The 22,063-nt window shown below is 35.9% G+C and carries 25 protein-coding genes; 17 read left to right on the forward strand and 8 right to left on the reverse strand.

The features are described 5' to 3' along the window. Positions 1-435, reverse strand: a 435-nt coding sequence (locus ACIP9G_RS00005; protein WP_401016337.1) for a helix-turn-helix domain-containing protein, incomplete at its 3' end; no start/stop codon positions are given. Positions 436-796: 361 nt separating this feature from the next. After that, the gene (locus ACIP9G_RS00010; protein WP_172771310.1) at positions 797-1,027 is read right to left on the reverse strand and encodes a hypothetical protein; all 231 of its coding nucleotides are present in this window, start codon (positions 1,025-1,027) and stop codon (positions 797-799) included. Between the two features lie 94 nt (positions 1,028-1,121). On the opposite strand from ACIP9G_RS00010, the gene ACIP9G_RS00015 reads away from it, so the two are divergent. After that, entirely contained in the window at positions 1,122-1,559 is a 438-nt protein-coding gene (locus ACIP9G_RS00015; protein WP_401016342.1) for a hypothetical protein, read from the forward strand. A gap of 102 nt (positions 1,560-1,661) precedes the next feature. On the opposite strand, the gene ACIP9G_RS00020 is transcribed toward ACIP9G_RS00015, so the two are convergent. Further along, on the reverse strand, positions 1,662-2,447 hold the full coding sequence (locus tag ACIP9G_RS00020) for a hydralysin-2 (protein WP_401016345.1): 786 nt from the start codon (positions 2,445-2,447) through the stop codon (positions 1,662-1,664). A 659-nt stretch (positions 2,448-3,106) separates the two neighbouring features. Between ACIP9G_RS00020 and ACIP9G_RS00025 the strand changes: the two genes are divergently transcribed. Together ACIP9G_RS00025 and ACIP9G_RS00030 are read left to right on the forward strand one after the other, a co-directional pair. Continuing rightward, positions 3,107-3,295: a transmembrane Fragile-X-F protein gene (locus ACIP9G_RS00025; RefSeq protein ID WP_401016347.1), complete on the forward strand. Its 189-nt coding sequence runs from the start codon at positions 3,107-3,109 to the stop codon at positions 3,293-3,295. A 100-nt stretch (positions 3,296-3,395) separates the two neighbouring features. After that, complete coding sequence (locus ACIP9G_RS00030) at positions 3,396-3,836, forward strand: GNAT family N-acetyltransferase (RefSeq protein WP_401016350.1); 441 nt, start codon at positions 3,396-3,398, stop codon at positions 3,834-3,836. Positions 3,837-3,965: 129 nt separating this feature from the next. Here ACIP9G_RS00030 and ACIP9G_RS00035 read toward each other — a convergent pair whose 3' ends face one another. Next, positions 3,966-4,394: a hypothetical protein gene (locus tag ACIP9G_RS00035; protein ID WP_401016353.1), complete on the reverse strand. Its 429-nt coding sequence runs from the start codon at positions 4,392-4,394 to the stop codon at positions 3,966-3,968. A 93-nt stretch (positions 4,395-4,487) separates the two neighbouring features. On the opposite strand from ACIP9G_RS00035, the gene ACIP9G_RS00040 reads away from it, so the two are divergent. The 7 genes from ACIP9G_RS00040 to ACIP9G_RS00070 all read left to right on the forward strand — a co-directional run bounded on the left by ACIP9G_RS00040 (position 4,488) and on the right by ACIP9G_RS00070 (position 11,130). Beyond that, entirely contained in the window at positions 4,488-6,176 is a 1,689-nt protein-coding gene (locus ACIP9G_RS00040) for an AAA family ATPase (RefSeq protein ID WP_401016356.1), read from the forward strand. Between the two features lie 360 nt (positions 6,177-6,536). After that, the gene (locus ACIP9G_RS00045) at positions 6,537-7,049 is read left to right on the forward strand and encodes a TetR/AcrR family transcriptional regulator (RefSeq protein WP_401016359.1); all 513 of its coding nucleotides are present in this window, start codon (positions 6,537-6,539) and stop codon (positions 7,047-7,049) included. A gap of 88 nt (positions 7,050-7,137) precedes the next feature. Beyond that, positions 7,138-7,560, forward strand: a complete 423-nt coding sequence (locus ACIP9G_RS00050) for a DUF3995 domain-containing protein (RefSeq protein WP_401016362.1) — start codon at positions 7,138-7,140, stop codon at positions 7,558-7,560. A 51-nt stretch (positions 7,561-7,611) separates the two neighbouring features. Further along, positions 7,612-8,223 carry a histidine phosphatase family protein gene (locus ACIP9G_RS00055; RefSeq protein WP_401016365.1) on the forward strand — a complete coding sequence of 204 codons (612 nt, stop codon included), beginning with the start codon at positions 7,612-7,614 and terminating at the stop codon, positions 8,221-8,223. Positions 8,224-8,345: 122 nt separating this feature from the next. Further along, on the forward strand, positions 8,346-9,182 hold the full coding sequence (locus ACIP9G_RS00060) for a D-alanyl-D-alanine carboxypeptidase family protein (protein WP_401016368.1): 837 nt from the start codon (positions 8,346-8,348) through the stop codon (positions 9,180-9,182). A 10-nt stretch (positions 9,183-9,192) separates the two neighbouring features. Beyond that, positions 9,193-9,750: a hypothetical protein gene (locus tag ACIP9G_RS00065; protein WP_401016370.1), complete on the forward strand. Its 558-nt coding sequence runs from the start codon at positions 9,193-9,195 to the stop codon at positions 9,748-9,750. 111 nt (positions 9,751-9,861) lie between these two features. Beyond that, positions 9,862-11,130 (forward strand): polysaccharide deacetylase family protein, encoded by a 1,269-nt coding sequence (locus ACIP9G_RS00070; RefSeq protein WP_401016373.1) that lies wholly within the window; start codon positions 9,862-9,864, stop codon positions 11,128-11,130. Between the two features lie 79 nt (positions 11,131-11,209). Here ACIP9G_RS00070 and gltS read toward each other — a convergent pair whose 3' ends face one another. Both gltS and hutG read right to left on the reverse strand, forming a co-directional pair. Next, complete coding sequence (gene gltS / locus ACIP9G_RS00075; protein ID WP_401016376.1) at positions 11,210-12,394, reverse strand: sodium/glutamate symporter; 1,185 nt, start codon at positions 12,392-12,394, stop codon at positions 11,210-11,212. Further along, on the reverse strand, positions 12,391-13,356 hold the full coding sequence (gene hutG / locus ACIP9G_RS00080) for a formimidoylglutamase (protein ID WP_401016379.1): 966 nt from the start codon (positions 13,354-13,356) through the stop codon (positions 12,391-12,393). The genes gltS and hutG overlap by 4 nt, the downstream gene beginning before the upstream one ends. Before the next feature lie 128 nt (positions 13,357-13,484). Here hutG and ACIP9G_RS00085 point away from each other — a divergent pair, with 128 nt between their 5' ends. The 4 genes from ACIP9G_RS00085 (at position 13,485) to ACIP9G_RS00100 (ending at position 17,668) form a co-directional block, all read left to right on the forward strand. Further along, positions 13,485-14,375, forward strand: a complete 891-nt coding sequence (locus tag ACIP9G_RS00085; protein WP_401016382.1) for a LysR family transcriptional regulator — start codon at positions 13,485-13,487, stop codon at positions 14,373-14,375. Between the two features lie 226 nt (positions 14,376-14,601). Next, positions 14,602-15,837, forward strand: a complete 1,236-nt coding sequence (locus ACIP9G_RS00090) for an acyl-CoA dehydrogenase family protein (protein ID WP_401016385.1) — start codon at positions 14,602-14,604, stop codon at positions 15,835-15,837. Further along, positions 15,834-16,610 carry an SDR family oxidoreductase gene (locus ACIP9G_RS00095; RefSeq protein WP_401016388.1) on the forward strand — a complete coding sequence of 259 codons (777 nt, stop codon included), beginning with the start codon at positions 15,834-15,836 and terminating at the stop codon, positions 16,608-16,610. Before ACIP9G_RS00090 ends, ACIP9G_RS00095 begins: the two co-directional genes overlap by 4 nt. A gap of 11 nt (positions 16,611-16,621) precedes the next feature. After that, positions 16,622-17,668: a phosphotransferase family protein gene (locus ACIP9G_RS00100; protein WP_401016390.1), complete on the forward strand. Its 1,047-nt coding sequence runs from the start codon at positions 16,622-16,624 to the stop codon at positions 17,666-17,668. A gap of 413 nt (positions 17,669-18,081) precedes the next feature. Here the strand turns inward: ACIP9G_RS00100 and ACIP9G_RS00105 are convergent, their stop codons facing one another. After that, a complete protein-coding gene (locus ACIP9G_RS00105; protein WP_401016393.1) occupies positions 18,082-19,017 on the reverse strand; it encodes a hypothetical protein in 936 nt (311 codons plus the stop codon). Positions 19,018-19,107: 90 nt separating this feature from the next. Between ACIP9G_RS00105 and ACIP9G_RS00110 the strand changes: the two genes are divergently transcribed. From ACIP9G_RS00110 to ACIP9G_RS00120, 3 genes are all read left to right on the forward strand, one after another. Further along, positions 19,108-19,335 (forward strand): hypothetical protein, encoded by a 228-nt coding sequence (locus tag ACIP9G_RS00110; protein WP_401016396.1) that lies wholly within the window; start codon positions 19,108-19,110, stop codon positions 19,333-19,335. Positions 19,336-19,514: 179 nt separating this feature from the next. Beyond that, positions 19,515-19,820, forward strand: a complete 306-nt coding sequence (locus ACIP9G_RS00115) for a hypothetical protein (RefSeq protein WP_401016399.1) — start codon at positions 19,515-19,517, stop codon at positions 19,818-19,820. 74 nt (positions 19,821-19,894) lie between these two features. Next, positions 19,895-20,293 carry a hypothetical protein gene (locus tag ACIP9G_RS00120; protein WP_401016402.1) on the forward strand — a complete coding sequence of 133 codons (399 nt, stop codon included), beginning with the start codon at positions 19,895-19,897 and terminating at the stop codon, positions 20,291-20,293. A 301-nt stretch (positions 20,294-20,594) separates the two neighbouring features. Here ACIP9G_RS00120 and ACIP9G_RS00125 read toward each other — a convergent pair whose 3' ends face one another. Next, on the reverse strand, positions 20,595-21,995 hold the full coding sequence (locus ACIP9G_RS00125; protein WP_401016405.1) for an MDR family MFS transporter: 1,401 nt from the start codon (positions 21,993-21,995) through the stop codon (positions 20,595-20,597). Positions 21,996-22,063: the final 68 nt, after the last annotated feature.

Here is a 22,063-nt window from a genome sequence, read left to right on the forward strand (position 1 = left end):
TAGACGGTCGATTTCTGCTTGAAGTGCTTCAGGTGAGCCTTCTACCGGTGCTTGTTTTGGTTGTTTATTAGAGTCTTTCTTCATGGATGGACGCCCCTTTTTCTTTGACTGAAGGGCATCAAATCCTTGTGTTTCGAATAGATTTGTCCAAACTCTTATCGTTGAATGTGTTGCTATATTAAAGATAGCCGCTGTTTCATGTAAGGACGTCCCTTGTTCAGCCATATAATTAAGTACGTCTAGTTTAAACTGCTCTGTGTAATTTGTATATGGTTTTAGAAAAGCTTTAACGCCGTGATATTCATACAGTTTCACCCATTGAACAATTGATTTATGATCTATGCCAATGGATTTCCCGATTTCTCTATAGCTTTCTTTGCCATTTAAATACCGCAAAGTAGCGTCTAATTTTTCCTCAGCAGTAAATTTCCCCATAGAAAAACTGCACCTCCAATTGTTAGATGTGTCTAACAATTGGGGGGCAGTTCAGTTAGATTGTGTCTAACAATCGGGGGGTGGTTCAGTGATGGGGGGTCTTTTGCTATCGTGACTAAAAAGTGACCAACAGGTGACCTAAAACGATTATTAGTTAGTGGTTAATAAAGAAAAAACTACGATAGAAAGACGTTCGTAATTAGAGCTTTTGATTTACACTTAAACTATATGAAAGCTATAATTATATTTCAAGCTGAAACGGGCAAGTAAACTAGATGGATTTTGGGTAAACAGCAGATAGAAGAGCTATGTGTAACATAAATCAATGATAGCTATCAAACTATTGATAGCCATAGTAAAGTCATTTGTTTAAAACAAAAAAAGCGACAATCGCAATAAATGTGAATAAAACGTTTAAAAGCATATAAACAGGTCGTAATTCTTTATACGTAACTACCATCGCAATTATAGATGATAAAACCGCCAAAGGAATAGTGACATAAAAGATGTCCCACAAATAGAAGCCATCAATGTACACGAAAACTGTTAAAACAGCAGTAATAATGGTCCACTTCATTGTGTTATTTGACATAATATTTCCTCCTTATGCTTAAAAATACAAAAAAATAATAGCATAATTAGGCGATTATCGTAAACTATGAGACTACAAGGAGATGTAATGCAACGTGTTTCAGAAAATGATAATATTTTGTGCTGTCGTAACAATGTTAGCAGCTTGCAGCAATAATGAAGCAACTGAAAAAAATGAGACTACAAATCAAGATATCTCTCAACAGCAGGAGAAACAGGAAAATCAACAAGGAAAAGATCAGGTTGAACAACCAGTACAGCCAGAACAAAATGTACAAGGTGAAGATAAGGAAAATAGTGACCTTAGTGAATGGACTTCATTACCTGAATATAGCAAAATTAATGAACAAATTGACAATAAAGACGGCATTCACTTTGAAAAGGTAACCGATACCCGTGATAAACGTATTTTATTAATTATTGATGAAAATGGCACAAAGCTTTATAAATCTATTTTTATTAAAAATACGAATCGTTTAAAAATAATTAATATAAAAGATGGTGGACAAATTTTTAACGAAGTTTTGTCCTAATGAAGGGCTGAATTTTTGTTGAAGGATCCTATCAGTGATTTCTTTTTATTCTAAGCCATAGTAAAATCGGTGGGTATGAGTTAACCCACCGATAAAGTAAAGCTATTTAGTTAATGCCATAAATTCACTTAATTCTTCAGCTGTTAAAGGCTCTGTTTTACCAATCTCCGTATGAACATCAAAGACGGCGGAGTTTTTAATTGTTCCAGATATTTCTCCAGAAGTATTTTTGAGTACACTTGTCGCATTAAGGAACCAAAAATAATGATCTTGTACTCTCTTAGGGAAGTTTGCACCAAACATGCCATTGACAAAAATCGGTGCTCGGAAATGCATAGTCTCTTTTTTTAATGTCCCAACTATAACAACCTTCTTCTTACTTCTTGGTGGTACTGTTACCTCTATCTTGGCAGTTGCCGTTTTTGATTCTGTTTCAGTTTTTGATTCCCCTATAGTAGTACTAACAGAGAATTCCATGCCTGATTCAAAAAATCCCTCTATTGTAAATTTAGAAGAAAAAGTTAAGCCTGTTGTACTTTCGGTAGACCATGTTTGTTGACTTTGCCAACTGCCTTGAACTTCTAAAGTCATAGTGGCTGCTTCATCCCCATGATTTACAGCAATATTACTACCGACAATGACAGATTTAGGGGGTGCCCCGTCTCCTTTAGTATAAGTAAAGTCACCAAGTGTTTTGTAGCAAGGGTGGCCATATTGCTCAGTGATTGCAGGCGTAACTCCTTTAAAATAAGTTTCGCTATTTACTGCAATACCATCTGGATTTACTTTGAATTTTTCTTTGAATGCTTCTCTCACTTTGTCATAACTTGAATTCATTGCAGGTAAATCTGAAAATAAAAATTTTTCTCGAATTAGCTGAGTTTGCATTTATTTCCCTCCTAGTATAGTCGTGCTTTTTAGTAAACTCGAATTTCTACCTTAACCTAAAAGGAAACCTCCTTCATTTCTATTTTGATACTCAACTTTATGTAAGTACCTCTCTATAACTGTAAAACAATACGAGGCAATGAAATACTGATGAATGTTAATAATTGGATTATTAACAATTTTTAACATGTTCCTAATGACGAGCGATTCACATGATTCTATCTGCAGTTGCACAAGTAGCTAGTACCAACTAACCTAATAAGTGCCCAATGATTAATATAAAAGAGATAATTGCAATGAAAATTAAAGTAATCGTAATATAGCTAATAATTAAAGTAGTCCAATTTTTAATATCTTTCATCCCAAGAAGGGCTAGAAAGAAACATCCTATTGTTAGGAGCAATATAGCGTTCAAAGGATGAAAATGTAAATGAGCGATGAAAAAGCTTAAACATGTTGCGGATGAACTTACAATAAAAAATAAAATAATGTTACATATTAAAAAAATCAGTGACCATATATTCAAGGTTATTTCCATACATTCCCTCCTGTTTTATTTAAACGAATTTTATACCTCTATGTTCCTTAGAGTGCCTTCCTAAAAATAAGAAGAATCGGCTATACTTTGTACTAAATAAATGATTAACGGTGGTGAGATTGTGGGAGTAGCAGAAGTTTTAACCATTGTCTTTATTGTGCTAAAGCTAACTGAAGTCATTACATGGTCGTGGTGGATAGTGCTGTTACCATCGATCATTTCTTTTAGTATTTACGTACTAATTTTATTGGTAAAGGTAGCAATCGTTATGGCAACGATAATGACTGTGAAAAAACGTAATGAACGATAGGTGTTGAATGAAGTATGCAACTAGTGATAATTTATTAGTAGAAATATCGAACGATAATCCAAGGGGAGACCGCTATGCAGTGTATGAAGGGGGAAAAACGATGAATTACAATGTAGAAGTTTTATTAGAAAATCATGAAGCATTTGTCACATTTCTAAATACAAGTTTAAGAGAGTTTAATAATGAACATTCTGCCTACCATAAAGAAATAAGAAAAGAGGGGGCAGTGCAGCCATTGAATGTTATTGTTTCAAATGATGGTCAATGGATTGGCGGATTAACAGCTGAGGTTTATTGGGATTGGCTAGAAATTAATAAGTTTTGGTTTAGTAAGGAATATCGAAGACAGGGATTGGGTGAAAAATTGCTGTTTCAAGCTGAAGCAACTGCAATCAAAATGGGGGCAAAAAAGGCATTATTAACTACCTATGATTTTCAAGCTCGCTCGTTTTATGAAGCAAGAGGGTATGTAGTTGTTGGGGAAATAAAAGATTATCCTCCGGGAAGTAGCTATTTCACAATGGTTAAACATTTAGTTTAATAATGCTATTTGCCAATAAAACTACTTTAGGGCACAGTGTAAGACGCAATATTCAATGCGCGGTTTTTGCGTCTTACACCATGTACTGTTCATGAATTACTGGGGATTCTTTCTAATTTTAACCGTATATTAAAATAATTCTTCAATATACTTAGTATCCAATTTGTCTAACAGTTTATAGTCTTTCATGTAATTTTCCTCGTATAAATACACAAATAGATGTGTTGCATCATCAAGGCGTATGCCGACTTCGCGATTATCATTAATCTGTAATGTTAACCAGTATGCCTCTTTAAAATCTGACTTCGAAAAAAATACTTTTCGAATTTCTTTGTTCTCAAATAACTGCATAATTTCACTGATTTTCGCTGCATCTTTTATGGTAATTGTTTTTTCGTCAGATGCACGAATAATTTCAATTTCATTTATCTGTTCGATATCAAGTCGATCGATAACTTCTTTATTGAAAGTAGAATCTCGAGTTAGTAATGATGTCGTCACAAACAAAATAATTAGGGGGAATAGGACAATTAAAATTAGTTTATAAATTTTTTTCATGGTACTCTCCTTAAATTCTAAAAATTCACACATATGTATTCTGTTCCACGCTATAATTGAGCATATACTGAATTGATAAAGGAAGGCAATAAAATGAACTATAATCATCAAGAAAAAGAGCTTTTTTACCCAGATGGGAAGATAATGTACAGTGGTGGCGTTAAGAAAAACGATTTTGGCCATGATATTTATGATGGCAAGGGAACGATTTTTGATCAGGAGGGTGAGTTGCTATTCGAGGGAGAATTCGTCAATCATATGAAGCAAGGCAACGGCATTATGTATTTAAAAGGTCAAATAATCTATCAAGGCGAATTTATTCAAAATAAAAAACAAGGACATGGTATTTTATATAAAGATGGAAAGGTTTATTACGATGGACATTTTCGCAATGACTTAATGGATGGCTATGGCGTTTTATATTATGAAGAGGACGTCATTGCACCATTTAAAGATTTACGGGAGCAGTATCCGCACTTAAATCGCCCGCAATTCGAGGGAGATTTTGTACATGGTATGAAAAAAGGCAAGGGTATACAATATTACCCGAGTGGTTTTTTACAGTACGAAGGTGATTTTATGTGGAACCATATGCAGGGGGCAGGGAAGCTGTATTATGTTCCAGAAACGCCTACTTCAATAGAGCTTCAATCGGGTGTAACAGCTCTACACTATGAAGGTTATTTTTTTGAAGATATGAAGCATGGGAAAGGTAAAGTCTTTTCAAGGCAAGGTGCGCTTGAAGCGGAAGGTCAATTTAAAGAGGATGTTATGACTGGGAAAGGCACACTTTATTATGCAAATGGGCAAGCATCCTATATTGGCGACCTTGTAAATGGGGAAAAGCATGGTCGTGGTGACTATTATAATGAAGATGGCAAAATAATTTATAGTGGAGAATTTATCCACGGCGAGCGTCTGCGTATCACACCTGAAATAGAGAGGGAAATAAATAAGCTACAGGCGCAATTAGATGGGCTTGTAGGGCTCCCAAATGCCAAAAAGGAATTACATAATCTAATCAACTTTATTAAAATTCAAAGCTTACGCGTTGACCATGGCTTAACGAGCTTCCCTATTACGTATCATCTCGTATTCTCTGGAAACCCTGGAACTGGAAAAACAACTGTTGCTCGCATTATTGGACAAATATACAAACATCTTGGCGTTTTGTCCAGCGGGCATTTCGTTGAGACAGATCGTGCGGGTCTAGTAGCAGGCTATGTTGGTCAAACAGCCTTAAAGGTACAGGAAGTTGTGAAAAAAGCAACAGGTGGCGTGTTATTTATCGACGAGGCTTATGCATTAATTAATGATAAGCAGGATGCATTTGGTAAAGAGGCGATTGATAGCTTGTTAAAAGCAATGGAAGATTTACGTGATGATCTAGTAATCATTGTGGCAGGCTATACAGAGCTAATGGAGGAATTTTTACAAGCAAATCCAGGTTTCAAATCGCGCTTCAATCATTTTGTACAATTTGATAACTTTAGCACAGACGAGCTATACGAAATATTTGCGATGCTATGTAAAAATAACGATTATCGTTATGGCGACGCGTTTGCACAGCATATGAAAACACAATTAAACCAGATTCCTGTTGAAACGATCCCAAATTTCTCAAACGGCCGTTATATTCGCAATGTATTTGAAAAGCTGGTGACAATTCAATCGAATCGTTTAATCCAGCAGCAAAATATTACGAGAGATGAACTGATGGAATTTACTGATGCAGATATTGTACAAGCGATTTCTGAAAATCTTTTTGATAGTACGTTTTAGAAGCTATTTGGATGAAAATCACAACGCTTTGCAACTATTTTAAGAATCATAAATACAAGGAACTATTAATATAGTAAATAGATGATTTTTATATAGTAGGGAGAGTTTGATGAAGAAAATAGTGCCATTGCTGTTAGTTCTTGCGTGTGTTTTACCAACATTTTTACACATTAAGATTACGATTAATAACAATATCGATGTGCATAAAGGTAGTAAAACACAAGATTAGACGTAGTACCTCATTGCCCCTGACAAACTGTTATGGGGCTTTTTTATATGCTCTTTTTGATTGACAAAATTTAGAATTAACCGTAATCTAAATTAAACATACGGTAGTGTATGTTGACGGGGGTTTTCATAATGCAATTAACGAGAGAAGACTGGGTCAAGGCAGGTCTACACCAATTAGCGGATGCAGGTATTCATAAAGTTCGTATTGAAACGCTTGCGCGATTGCTGAAAATAAGTAAAGGGAGTTTTTATCATCATTTTCGGGATCATCAAGAACTGTTAGATGGGATGTTAGATTATTGGGAAATGCATGCAACAAAACGAATCATTCAAAGTATGGAGCAAGAGGATTCATCATTAGAACAGCTCTTAACAATTAGTTTTAGTAGCGATAAAAAAATTGAAATGGGCATTTATGCTTGGGCTAAATATGACCAAATTGTCGCAAGTCGACTAGTTGATATTGAGGAACAAAGAATTCGATGTATTGCATTGTTATATGAAAAAAAGGGAAACAACGCTTTTGAAGCTTTAGAGCGAGCTAGACTTGCATATTTAACTTATATAGGCTGGATGACGAGGTTTGAAGAGAATCCTAATTTCACGATAGGAACAATGCTGGAGCTTTTAGCAAAGATATAAGATGAATGTCTCTCATAAATGTGAGGGACAAATTCACAATTAAAACATACGATATAGTATGTTTTAAAACGTTATGGGAGGAGAATAAATGGTTATAAGTTTACTATTATTGGCTGTCACTGTCCTGTTTCTCATTAGTATGTTACATGTTTATTGGGCTTGTGGGGGGAGCTGGGGCTCTAAAGTGGTGTTACCTATAAAAAAGGGAGGGCAAGAACCCGTTTTTGTCCCTAGAAAAATAGGAACATTGTTAGTGGCACTCCTACTTCTATTCGCAGCAGTATTGTTGTTTATTCAAGGAATTTATTTGCAAAATGTTCAACAATTCACCTTTTTCACACTTGGTTGTATTGTGTGTGCGGCTATATTTTTTATTCGAGCAATAGGGGATTTTAAATATGTCGGGTTTTTCAAAAAAATAAAACATTCTCAGTTTGCAAGAAATGACACGTGGTTTTATAGCCCGCTCTGTTTGCTATTAGCCGCAATGTATTTATTTGTACTCATTTAATTTTACCTGTACAATCTGATTATCTTTTAGCATTGTAGAGGAGGAATATGATTGAACCAAATTATTTATTTACTGCGTCATGGAGAGACGGTTTTAAATACACAAGGACGATACCAAGGGGAACTTGATTCACCATTAACGGCTGTTGGCATCGAACAAGTTCAGCAAAATGCGGACATGTTGAAAAGTTTAATTGGTGATCCGCAAGAGTGGAAAGTATTTGCAAGCTCTTTAGGAAGGGCCTTACAGAGCGCAGAAATTATTTGTCATACAATTGGCTACGATTTTAACAATGTGGAGCAGGACAATCGACTAGCGGAGGTGGCTGTGGGAGATTGGGCTGGCTTAACAACGAAAGAAATTGAACATACTTGGCCGAATCTTTTTGCAAATACAGATCATTATAACTGGTTTTTCAATGCGCCAAATGGAGAAAGCTACGACACAGTTGTGAGCAGATTAACAGATTGGCTTGAGAGCATAAGGGATGAACCAAAAGTAATTGTTGTGTCACATGGACTTACGGGGCGAATTTTACGTGGGGTCTATGCTGATCTAGCAAAGGAAAATGCACTAAAGTTAGATGTTTCACAAGATGTATTTTTTAAATTAACACAAAAAAAGATTCAAAACATCTCTTTAGAATTTGATGATTTTTATTGATAAGTAGCATTTGTTTTATTACATAATGTGAGACTACAGTAATCCTTAAGAATTTCTTCATAAATTTCCTACAGGAATATTCATAATTGCCTCCTATTATAATGTGTGGGAGGCGTTTTTTTATGAAAAAATTTGTATTATTTTGTTGTATATGTGCTGTTGCAGTATTTTTCTATACTAATAAAACAAACGAACAAGTAGTGGACATTGAGCTACCTTCGTTACATAGTAAAAATGCTTTATTATTAAACGATAACGGAGATGTGTTATATGAAAAAAATGCAGATGCTATTATTTTTCCAGCATCATTAACTAAAATTATGACGGCAATCGTAGCAATTGAGGCGAGTAAAGATCTTCAAACACAAACAATGGTTACACCACAAACAATTGCAAAATATACTGCGCAAAATGCTTCGATGGCAGGCTTTCAAGCAGGAGATTTTGTGACGATAGAGGATTTATTATACGGTACATTACTGGCATCTGGTGCAGATGCAACTGCTACGCTTGCAATTGCCGTTGCAGGTAGTGAGGAGGCATTTGTGGCAATGATGAACGATAAAGCGCAGGAGCTAGGGTTACATGATACCCATTACGAAAATGTCAGTGGGCTCCATCATGCTGCACATGTATCTAGTGTGCGTGATATTAGTAAGCTCTTTCAATATGCGCTTGAAAATCCTACATTTTATCAAATTTTGACTACTAAAAGTTATACGACATTAGTGCCAAATGAATTAACGATATCGAGCACATTATTTACGAAAATGGATGGTGTGGAAGGTGCTATTCTTGGTGGAAAAACTGGCTATACACCTGAGGCAGGACTTTGCTTAGCGTCCTTAATGGAAAAGAACGGTGAATTATTTATTTTTGTTACGACGAATGCGGAAGGGCATGTTTGGACCCCTCCATTCCATGTAGAAGATGCAATGGCAGCTTATCAAGCACTATAGGAGGAAAACAATGAAAAAAATAATAACTTCTTTTCTTTTTTGCTTAGTTTTAATTACAGGATGCACTGCTCAAGCACCTGAAGTGAAAGAGGAGCAGGCCACTTGGGAGCCTTTAATTGGCACATATGTGGGGGATGCGATGAATGTTGGCAAAATTGCGAATACAGTCTTTTTACATGGGGATACAATCGACCACTTTGATTTGCGAGGGGAGGTGCTCCGCGTTATTTATAAAAATGATAATGAAGCATTAAGTAAGTGGTTTTCTTCATCAATATCCAAAGATAAAGCAATTGTTTATAACACAATGATGGGCGCCGTTTTAGTGCCAAATGCCAAAGGCTTCGGCTTTGAGGTGGACGGAGACTTGTATGAAATTTCGAGAGATGTCTTAATTGATGAAATGGAAAATTTATTTTCCACATTACCCAAAGGCGATGAATTGTTTGATGAAGGAAAGGTAAAAGCATTTTTGCAAAAGCATGAAGAAACAATTCAGCAGCATGCTGTTGATTCAAATTATCAAAAAACATTCCTAGCTAAATTTTCAATTAGTAAATCTAGTTGATTATTACTATTTTCTGGTATGAAATCTTCATCTATAATTAGAATCAAATCCTATGTTTTTTAGCATATTTTAACGGGAGACGACATCAGTGATTGTAAAAGGCGGTGTAGAATGATGAAGAAATTATTACCATTTGCTTTCATTTGGGTATTTTTATGCAGTATTGCTGTTGTAGGGCATGCTTCTGCAAATACAGTGAGTACGGCTGCTATCCAACTTGTTACAAAGGATGCAACGGTCTATGTAGAAGCTTCAACAGAAAGTAAGGTGAGCGGCCATGTAACAAAAGGTAATTTTGTGTTAGCCACACCTTTGAATGAAGAATGGGTACATATCCAAATGTCACAGCTAGAAGGGTATGTAGAAGCAACAACATTAGCTGAGGTAACTCCTGAAAAGGCTGTAGTCGCTAAAAAAGGCGGCACAAACTTATTTACTTATCCAAGTCCAAATGCACAAAAAGCCGGACAGCTATATGAAAATAGTATGTTGGTTGTGTATGGTACAGCGCCTGGTGGTTGGTCGTATGTTCAATACGGACATGGATTTGGCTATGTCGCAACAAATGCACTTAAAAAGCCAACAGGAACAAAAAAACAGGTAAACGCTCCTAATGGGGCTGTAATTCATTTAACAGCGAGTCCAAGCGGTGAAGTGCTAGGTACACTAGCGAATAAAACGATTGTCCAGCAGTATACAATAGTGGCAGGTTGGGCATATGTGGAAGCAGGCGAGCAAAAAGGTTACATAAAGGCTTCTGAGCTAACAGATTTAACGATAGTTGATAATAAAGTTTATAATAAAGGTGTTCCTGTAGCAAAAGGGGCAAAAAAACGAGTAGCTTTAACTTTCGATGATGGTCCTGATGCCAAGGTAACACCTCAAATACTAGCCATTTTAAAAAAGTATAATGTGAAGGCCACATTTTTTATGGTTGGAAAAAATGCCGCTAGCAATGGCAAAATTGTAGAGCAAGTATATAAAGAAGGTCATGAAATTGGTAATCATACTTGGAATCATCCGAAGCTAACCAGTTTGACGAATGCAAGTGTGAAACAAGAAGTTGATCGAACAAGCAATGCTATTTATGAGGCTATCGGTCAATATCCTACAGTTTTTCGACCACCATATGGCGCTACAAATGACGAAGTACGATCTGTTATAGCTATGCCTTCTATTTTATGGTCGATAGATACACTCGATTGGAAGCATCGAAATGCCGATAAAATACTAACGTATGTTAAAGCATCTGTAAAAGACGGAAGTATTATTTTAATGCATGATATTCATCAAACGACAGCTAATGGGCTAGAAAATGTCATTGTTTATTTACAGAAACAAGGGTATGAATGCGTAACGGTTAGTGATATATTACATTAATTAAATCTAGTACGTTCTTTACTATAATAAAAGAAGCCGTGCAACTGTCTTATGTAGACGGTGCACGGCTTTTATCATGTTATTTAAATAAATTAATCGTTGTAATAATAATAGGAATACCAAACACATCGATTAAAAATGCGCCTACGATTGGTACAACAAGGAAAGCCTTTGTAGAAGGACCAAAGCGTTGAACAACAGCAGACATATTCGCCATTGCATTCGGTGTTGCGCCTAAGCCATGTCCTGCAAAGCCTGCAACCATTACGGCAGCATCGTAATTTTTGCCGAGTAATTTAAATAATACAAATATACAAAATAGAACGATAAATAGTACTTGTACAAAAACAATTACAAATAGAGGTAATGCTAAATCAGCGATTTCCCATAGTTTAATGCTCATTAACGCCATTGAAAGGAAGACACCTAGTGTTACGTCACCGATTAAAGAAATACTTTTCATGTTAATTGCGTTAGGTTTCACTTTATCTAAAATGTTACGAACTAATACAGCGACAAACATTGCACCAACATAGCCTGGTAAAACAAAGCCTGTAGCTTCTGAGAATAAAGTTCCAACATACGTTCCTACAGCCATACAAAATGTTATGATTACTACCTGTGTAAAGAATGAATCAGATGTTATTTGTTCATTTTTATTCTCATATTCAACTGCTTCAGTTTCTTGTTTATCAGGTGTTAAATTGTACTTTCCGACTAAATATTTTACAATCGGTCCACCGATTAGTCCACCTGCTACTAAGCCGCATGTTGCAGCAGCAGCACCGATTGTCATCGCTGATGAAATACCTAAATCTTCTAAAGTTTGTCCAAATGCAGCTGCAGCACCATGACCACCTTCCATCGAAACAGCGCCAGCCATCATACCGATTAGTGGATGAATGCCCATAAGTGAAGCAAGTGAGACACCAATTACGTTTTGCATTAATGCAAGGAAGCCACAAGCTAACCAATAAATCACAAGTAGTTTACCGCCAAGCTTTACAAGTTTAAAGCTAGCTCCTAACCCAATTGTTGTGAAAAACGCAATCATAAATAAGCTTTGTAATGAAGTATCAAGAGATATTTCTAAAACGCCAGTTGTTTTTAAAATGGTTGCTAATGCTGCGAACAGTAAACCACCAACAACTGGTGCTGGAATACAGAAACGCTTTAAAAAGTTAATTTTATTAATAAGAAAGCTCCCGAATGCAAATAGAGCGACTGCGAGAAATATGGTAGTAATTTGATTAATTTCGATCATGAACCGTTCCCCCTAATTAAGTGATTGAGTGCATCGTAGACAAAGTAAGCACCCAATTTGACTGTTTGACCATTTTCATCAAGTAACGGATTCACTTCACATATATCAAAAGAATGTGTGTTTGGATGTGATGCTACTTTCTGAATTAAAGAGCGAACAGTTTTTGTATCTAGTCCAAAAGGTGATGGCGCACTTACACCAGGTGCAAAAGCAGTGTTAACGACATCCATACATAAAGTAAGCAAGATATAATCATGATTATCCATAAATTGCTGTAAATCATTCATCATGTTCGTGTGATTTTCTGCTGTCATTTGTTCTTCTAATACATATTTCACCTGTAGCTCATGTGCCTTGTCAAAAAGCTCTCTTGTATTTCCGTAACGCTGAATGCCTAGTACAAAATAATCCGCATGTGGATCTTGTTCTAAAATTTGACGGAACATTGTACCAGATGAAGGCTGTTCATCATATGGGCGTAAATCAAAATGTGCATCGATATTGATAATTCCGATGCTAGCATCTTTTGGTAGTGCTGCACGAACGCCTAAATAATGGCCATATAAAGTTTCATGACCGCCACCAAGAATAATACACTTCATGTTTTTTGCTCGTAACCCTTGGACAACTTCGCCTAGTTCACGTTGCGCATCTTCTAACGCATGATTTAGGCAAATAATGTTTCCAACATCGATAATTTCCTGTTGATCATCAAATGTCCATGGTAAGCTTGCTAGAGCTTCGCGCATTGCATTTGGTCCATTAGCAGCACCAACACGCCCTTGATTACGGCGTACACCTTCATCACATATAAAACCTACAATGCCAGCATTTTTCTGTTCTGAAGCGCTTACATCATTAATAGCTAATCGTTTTACTTTTTGATGTAAACGGAAACTGCTCGTATTTGTAGTTGAGTCTATTCGACCTTTCCATTGTTTTTGATCTGTCATTATATACATCTCTTTATCAACTCCATTAACATTATTCATGTAGTGTTAATTTATTATATATTCACATAATTATATTTACTAATATATAATTATTATTAATCTATAGCTTTAAACTATAAATGTGGAGGTATGTTGTTTTGGATTTAAAACAATTACAATATTTTATCGCAGTTATTGAGCATATGAATTACTCGAAAGCAGCTGAAAAACTGCATATTTCTCAGCCTTCTTTAAGTAATGCGATTAAAAAATTAGAGCAAGAAGTGGGTTCTTCTTTACTTGAAAGAAATACAAGAAATTTGCACTTAACTGAAGCTGGTGAGCTTCTATATGAAAGAGCAAAAGTTATATTAAAAAATATGGAAGTATTAAAAATTGAAATGGACGAGGTCATTGTACATGGTACGAGTGATTTGACTATAGGCGTGATGGAATCAATCAAGCATTGGTTACCAAAAGCAATTGTTGAATATAAAAAGGTCTATCCACAGATGAAGTTTCATTTAGTAGATATTTTAGGTAGCAAACGTGTAAAAAAATCACTAAAAGGTTATAAAACACATGTCATTATTACTAATCAGTTGATTGATGATGAAGAGCTCGAGGTGAAATGTTTGTATGAGGAACGACTTGTCGCAGTGTTACCTTTAAATCATCCGTTAGCAGCAAAAGATATTTTGTCTATTTCGGATTTAGCCAATGAACCTTTCATCATTAGTACGGATGGTTTTCAGACACGGCAAGACATTTTGAAAGCATTTGAAAATGCAGGTCAAGAGATTAATGTACAATTTGAAATCGAACGTTTTGAAACCGCTGTATCACTCGTTCGTGAAAATTTAGGTATTACGATATTGCCTAAAAATTATTTACAGGGACCAACTGCAAAGACAATTGTTCAAAAAGAAATTGATTGCCCAAATTTACAGCGAAATGTTTATTTAGTGTATTTGAAAAATCGACATCTACCTTTTGCAATCCGCCAATTTATTGATGGTGTTATGCAATACTTTGATAGTAAAAGATAATAATTATATTTTTTTAAAATAGTTAATATCTTGTATGTGTTTCATGGAAAGAAGGAATAAACGGTACTTAATTTAGCTGTTTTGTGAATGCATTATCTCTTTTATTCTATTTTTTGTGGAATTGATGATTGATTTACGTGGCATATAGCGGTAACATTTATTGTAAGAATAAGAATGAACAATCATTCATTTTTCATTCGCATTGTCAATCAAAGGGGGCGTTCATATGAATTTTTCTTATAGTGAAAAAGTAGTAGAACTGCAAGAAAAACTGACAAATTTTATGGAGCAATATGTTTATCCAAATGAGGCAGTATATGCGGCACAGGTGGATGCAATGGAGGATCGTTGGGGAGCGAACCCTCCAATTATGGAAGAATTGAAGAGCAAAGCACGGGAAGCGGGGCTATGGAATCTGTTTTTACCTGATAGTAAGTACGGTGCAGGTTTATCGAATTTAGAATATGCTCCTTTGTGTGAAATTATGGGGCGTTCATTAATAGCGCCCGAAGTCTTTAACTGCAATGCCCCTGATACGGGGAATATGGAGGTACTTGTACGCTACGGCTCTGAACAGCAAAAAAAAGAGTGGCTAGAACCGTTATTACGTGGGGAAATTCGGTCTTGTTTTGCGATGACAGAGCCAGCAGTAGCTTCAAGTGATGCAACGAATATTGAGGCAAGTATTGAACGTGATGGCGATTATTACGTTTTAAATGGCCATAAGTGGTGGACAACAGGGGCTGGAGATCCTCGTTGTAAAGTCGCTATTTTTATGGGTAAACATAAGGATTCTAATGCACCTATACATGAGCAACAGTCAATGATTTTAGTACCGATGAATACACCAGGGGTCAAAATAGAGCGCATGTTAACTGCCTTTGGCTATGATCATGCCCCTGAAGGACATGGTGAGGTTACGTTTACAAATGTTCGAGTACCTGTGGAAAATATTTTATGGGGTGAGGGCAAAGGCTTTGCGATTGCACAGGGGCGTTTAGGTCCAGGACGAATACATCATTGCATGCGCCTAATTGGAGCAGCTGAACGAGCTTTAGAGGAAATGTGTATTCGTTTACAGGAGCGTCATGCTTTTCATCGACCATTAGCCGATCAAGGCGTAATGCGTGAACGGATAGCCGAGTCACGCATTGATATTGAGCAGGCAAGACTGCTTACGTTAAAGGCTGCCTATATGATGGACACGGTAGGCAATAAAGAAGCGAAGGCTGAAATTGCAATGATTAAAGTTGTTGCACCAAATATGGCTTTACGTGTGATCGATCGTGCAATTCAAGCGTTTGGCGCTGCTGGAGTGGGACCCGATACAACATTAGCTGCACAATGGGCCAATTCACGTACTTTGCGATTAGCAGATGGACCAGATGAGGTTCATCGCAATACTGTAGCGAAATTGGAACTGAAAAAACATGCCACAAAGCAAAAGGAGCTGATGAAATGAGTGTATTGGACTTATTTTGCTTAAAAGGGAAAACCGCTATTGTTACGGGTGGCGGTCGCGGACTTGGTGCGCAAATTGCCCAAGGCTTTGCAGAGGCTGGTGCAAATGTTGTGCTATGTTCACGAAAAGTGGAGGCTTGTGAGGAAGTGGCTGCACAGCTTGCGAAATTGGGTGTCCAGACACTTGCGCTTGCCTGTGATGTGACAAAATCCGAAGAAATAGCGAATGTCGTGTCTAAAACATTAGAGACATTTGGAAAAATTGATATTTTAGTAAATAACAGTGGAGCCTCATGGGGTGCGCCTGCTGTAAACATGCCGTACGAGGCTTGGCAAAAGGTTTTTGATGTGAATGTCAATGGGACATTTTTAATGACTCAGGCAGTTGGTAAAGTGATGCTCGAACAAAACGCTGGGAAAATTATTAATATTGCTTCTATTGCAGGGCTTGGTGGCACACTACCTGATTTTATGGATACGATCGGTTATAACGCAAGTAAAGGTGCAGTAATTACATTCACGAAAGATTTAGCTGTGAAATGGGGACCAGCGGGTGTCAACGTCAATGCCATTGCTCCTGGATTTTTCCCGACGAAAATGTCGAATGTCTTAATTGAACGAGGACAAGATTATTTAATGGGCGCTACACCTTTAAAGCGTTTAGGTTCTGAAAATGATTTGAAGGGAGTTGCACTATTTTTAGCAGCAGCAGCTTCGGATTATGTTACAGGTGAGGTCATTGTCGTAGATGGTGGAATGAGTGCAATTATTTAAGGGGGGTTCCTATGGATACGATGCAAGTAAGGGCAAGTGAACGGATTGATGCAGAGCAATTACATGCTTTTTTAAAGCAACATTTCTCAAACTTACCAGAGGGGAAACTAGAAATTTCTCAATTTAGTGCTGGCCATTCTAATTTAACTTACTGTTTAAAAATAGCGGATTTTGAAGTCGTACTTCGCAGGCCACCTCTTGGACCAGTTGCAAAAAAGGCGCACGATATGAAGCGTGAATTTACAATTTTATCTGCGCTCCATCCGTTTTTAGCAGTTGTGCCAAAACCATATGTTTATGTTGATGATGATAGCATTATCGGTAGTGATTTTTTCTTAATGGAACGAAAAAAGGGAGTTGTATTGGATACGCATTTTCCACCTGGTAACGATACGACAGTAGAACTAGCCCGTCAGTTGTCTGAAAAGATGGTGGAATCATTAGTAGCGCTCCATGCCATACCATATAAAGAAACGCCATTAATAGACATGGTGAAGCCTGATGGGTTTATGGAACGCCAGGTGCATAGCTGGATTGATCGATACGATAAAGCGAAAACAGCTGAGCTTTCAGAGGTAGCATCGCTAACAGCTTGGCTAAAGGAACATATACCGACAAATGCTGAAGCGACAATTATTCATTATGATTATAAATTCAATAATGCGATGTTTTCACAGGATTATTCACAAATGATTGGGCTTTTTGATTGGGAAATGACAACAGTAGGGGATCCTTTAGCAGATCTCGGTGTTGCCATGAGCTACTGGATGCATGCAGATGATCCAAAAATGCTGCTGTATGCACTAGGCGAGCCACCGATTACGATTTTACCTGGCTTTTATACAAGAGAAGAATTCATCGAACGTTATGCAGAGAAAAGTGGTCGTGATGTTTCAGCAATCCATTATTATATCACATTTGCTTATTTTAAATTAGCGGTGATTTGCCAACAGATTTATTACCGCTTTGTAAACGGGCAAACGAAGGATGATCGTTTTGCACAAATGGATACGATGGTAGCTGCACTTATTCAGCAAGCTGCTAAAAGTATTAAGTAAAAGTAGGTTGATAGAGGCTGTTTGATTGTAGCTGCTCCTAATTTTCGGGGGCATCTACAATCTTTTTTGTTGGTTGCGTATGTAATTGTTAGAAAATATCAACAGATTATCCGACACTATATTTTCTAGTTTTAAATTATCTTCTCGCACCATACCCATAGTATAAAACTAAATATTCACGATAAAGAAATTAAAGAGGGGGAATGTGTGTTCTTTTTTGCGTCTTGCATAACAGAACGAAGTAATGCCGATTTTTTTAAAAAAATCAGGTTCTCATTGAAAAACCTAATCAGTACGCCCATAACAATTTATTTATTGTAATCCTCGCCTGCCTCCTACTAGCATCCAAAGCACGACAAAAAAAAGCAGACGATTTTGTCTACTCTTCTTCAAGTCATTTTAAAATATTTTCATCATTTATTAAAGAATCTAGTACACGCATATAAACCTGTAACACCTGTAATTTCTGCTGCTAAACTACGTAAAGCTGATCCCCCCACACGTAATTTTTCTTCCCAAGATGTAGCACCCGCAATTAATTTTGCACTTTCTTTAAAACCACCGAGAGCTTTAATATAATTTCTAACTTTGATAATTTTAGCTGCTACAAATAAATTTGAACCAACAAACCAAACTAAAGCTGCACTACATGCTCCTATTGCTACCCAATCTGGATCGGCCAATACAGGAAATGCAGTATTTTCATTAAAATTCACGGTTTGAATTAAAGTGTTATCAACCACTTCATAATAGGTGGGTACATCTACACCATTAGCATCAACTGCCCACGCTTTCCCAAAAACACTTTGAATAATGTTATTTTCATCTACAATAAAGACTTCTTTTGTATCTAACTCATTTCCAGGGACGTCACCAAAATAATCAGCAGATGAAATCAGCTTATGTCCTTCTGGTATATCCAACTCAAATTTATATTCCATTGGAGCACTTGAATCTTTAATATTTATAATACTTCTAACTCCAAACTCCGTCGGTTGCAAAATCAAGTCTACTGGTCCGTCATTCTTATACTCATAGCTGCCTGATTCTGTAATTGTAGGTTTACTTAACTTCATATTATTCGGTACACCAATTTTTAAATCTTCTCCAGTCCCCTTACTTTTCAGAAGAATTCCATCATCAAACTCACTCGGTAGATTAATAATATTAAAATCATTTTCTGCAACACCATTTTCGTTTGTTTTAATTAAATCATTAGTACCAGTAATTTCTTCTGTCTTAATAGCCGCTGAAGGAACTAGTGAATCTGCATATGTAGCACTACTTAAAGTTGCACTCAATAAAAGAAAAGCGGCAAATAAACTAGTTATTTTTTGTGTTAATTTCATATCATGCACCTCCTAAGTGTGTTATTATTTTTATACTAGATTAAATTAACTGAAATATCAAATAATTTAAAGCTAGAAAGGGTGCATCGTATGTCTTGCAAATTTAATAAATATGTAAGCTATATTACTGCAATCGCAATCCTTGTACTAATTTTATTCTTTACTAATAAAGTAAGTAAAGAGGTGTTTTTCCTCTTATTTGCTCCTCTAAGTATAGCAATGCTAATATTGGGATTTTTAGCGTTTAGAAACGCTTTGAAAGATAAAGATAAGATTGATTTACATGCATCAGATATTAAAAGAAAATTAAAAAAATAGAATGAAAACTAATTAGTATATCTGCATTTATACAATAGAAAAGAACAGCTTTCGTAAATGTCGGTAAGCTTATTTAATACAAAGTTAGGCTTGCTAAACTAATATATAGTAGGTGATTATATACGAAAATATTAGTAGATGAGTTTATTAATCATTGCTTGATAGCAGAAGAAACGCAGATGACTGGAGATTATAAAAGAGGAAATAAATCCAATAGGGCATTGCTAGTTATTTTGGATCAACTAAAGCAATCATCCGAACTTGCTACAGCAGTGTTAGATGAGTTGTTTCTACATGAAAATACTTTTGTTTTATATGTTTGCAGTATTTATGCAATTATAGTGGACTATCGCAGAGCGGATGCTTTAAAAATGCTTGAAAAGATTGCAGGAATGGGACAGAATATGACCAGTTTTCATGCAAACATAGTTCTTGAACAATATGAATCCGGCGAACTTTTTAAACTGTATGGCGTAAGTAAATAAGTTACCATTAAGGAAATGGCTAAGCGATGATAGTTGTTGGTTTTTTCTAAATTAACTTAAAAGTGGTGATATAGATGGATAGTCAAATGAGTTTACTAATGGAGGTTCATGAATTAATTGAAGAATACTCTAAATTGGGTGATAGCCTAAGTCATCCAGAAAACGCGATAATAAGCGTAGAAGATGAGCTTAAATTAACTACTGAGGAAATCAAAGCGTTAAAAGCAAATGAATTTGATTTTCATAGTATATGTGGCATTGAAAAGATTGTTCGCGATCGGATGCTTTCAACCTTTTTTCACTTTTTCTGTATTATAGATGGTGTTGGTGATCCTAAATTTAGATATGATGATACGGTGTGGTTAGGGCTAAAACTAGAACGGAGAGGTCTAGATGAGGAGCGAGAGTATGAGGAATTTCTACACGATATGCTATATGAAGCATATTGGAAATGGCGAGAAATGAAATCTTAAGATTGTAGATTTGATTTATGGAAAGATTTTAAATATCCATTAACATAATCAATAAAAGTACTCTAAATAAAGATACAGCTGTTTGAGTACTTTTATTGCATTAACAAGGGTTAGACCCTTTGTATTGCTTAGTGGGGAAAGAAATTAAACATTCATAGTATGGATAAAAGTTTTAAACTTTATCGTTTAAGAGGGAGAGTAGTTGTTGTTTCTTTTCTTATTTAATTATGATTCACTTTAATATCTAACAATAGAAAAGAGCTCATGTATTTTAATTTTGTGAGCTCTTTTCTTGTTTTGCTTAAATACTATGTTCTTTCTTTTTTCTTGTACTAGTCAAAAAGAAAGCTGGAATGAATGCAATAACTAAACTGATAACCGTAAATACAAAGGCGTGATGATAACCTGTCAATAACACTTCTGTTGTGGCAGGCTGGTTATTAATCGAATGTTGAATCACGGTCGCTAAAATTGCTGTTCCAATAGCACCTCCAATATTTTGAAGCATTCTCGTTGCTGTTGTTGCTTCAGAAATCAGTTCTTTCGGTACATTACGGTAGGAATCAGACATTACGGAAATTGTTAGCCCACCTTGTGCAATACCTCTTACAAATAACATGCAAATAATTAAAGTACTACTTGTATGTTCAGAAAAAAACACAAATGGCAATGTGCTTGCAATACCGATAGCTGCTGAAATTTGTACAACAATTCGTGCACCAAACTGATCTGTTAATTTCCCTACTAAACTTCTTGAAACGAGTAGTCCGATACCTTGACTAATTAAGAATATCCCTGACCAAGTAACACTTAATCCTAAAATATTTTGTAAAAACAGTGGTAGTAAAAACATAACGCCATTTACTGTTAACCCTGACATTATTAATAAAACTGTAGACGCAGAGAAACTTTTAATCTTGAAAAGCTTTAAACTTACAAGTGCTCTTTCTGGTTTTAAAGCCGCATACACAATATACGTTATTAACAAGCCAACACCTATTAGTAACGCCACAAAAGCTTTAGTTGAAAACCCAGTGCTGAACGCGTGTATTTCTGAAATACCTAAAATAAAACTTGTAAAACTTCCACTTAATAAAAGAATACTTATAACATCAAGTTTCTTCCCACTCCCACTAGGTTTGAAAGTTGGAAGCATAAATATAATTAATAATGCTGATAAAATAACGATTGGAACATTAATATAGAAAATCCAATGCCAATTTAAAGAATGAATGATAAATCCTCCGAATGTTGGTCCTAAAATTGGTGCCAACACTGCTGGAATCCCAATAACAGACATTAATTTGCCTAGATTTTCTCCTCCTGCTAATCGAACAACTAATGTCGATAACAATGGAACAATAATACCACTTCCTAAACCTTGAACAACTCGCCCAGCTATTAGTAAATCAACTGACGAAGAAACTGAAGCAATAATAGAACCTATTAAAAAAATTAATAGCCCAAATAAATATAATTTTTTTCCTTCAAAGTAATCAATAGCCCATCCTGCAATAGGAACTGCAATCCCTAAAGCTAATACGTAGGAAGTGCTTACCCATTGAATCGAATCCACAGTCGCGTTTAAATCTTTCATCATAACATCGACTGCAATATTCGTCATAGTGGTATCTAACATTGGCGCAAGAGCACCTAATACCAAAACAAAAGCTATTCCAATAAGTGACTTTTCTTTTTTCAATGTAACTCCCCCTAAAAATAAGATACTACAGTATCTAAAATAGAATACTGTAGTATCTTATGCGAACG

Origin of the sequence: Lysinibacillus sp. NPDC093197 (assembly GCF_044754025.1) — a bacterium.
GTDB lineage: Bacteria > Bacillota > Bacilli > Bacillales_A > Planococcaceae > Lysinibacillus.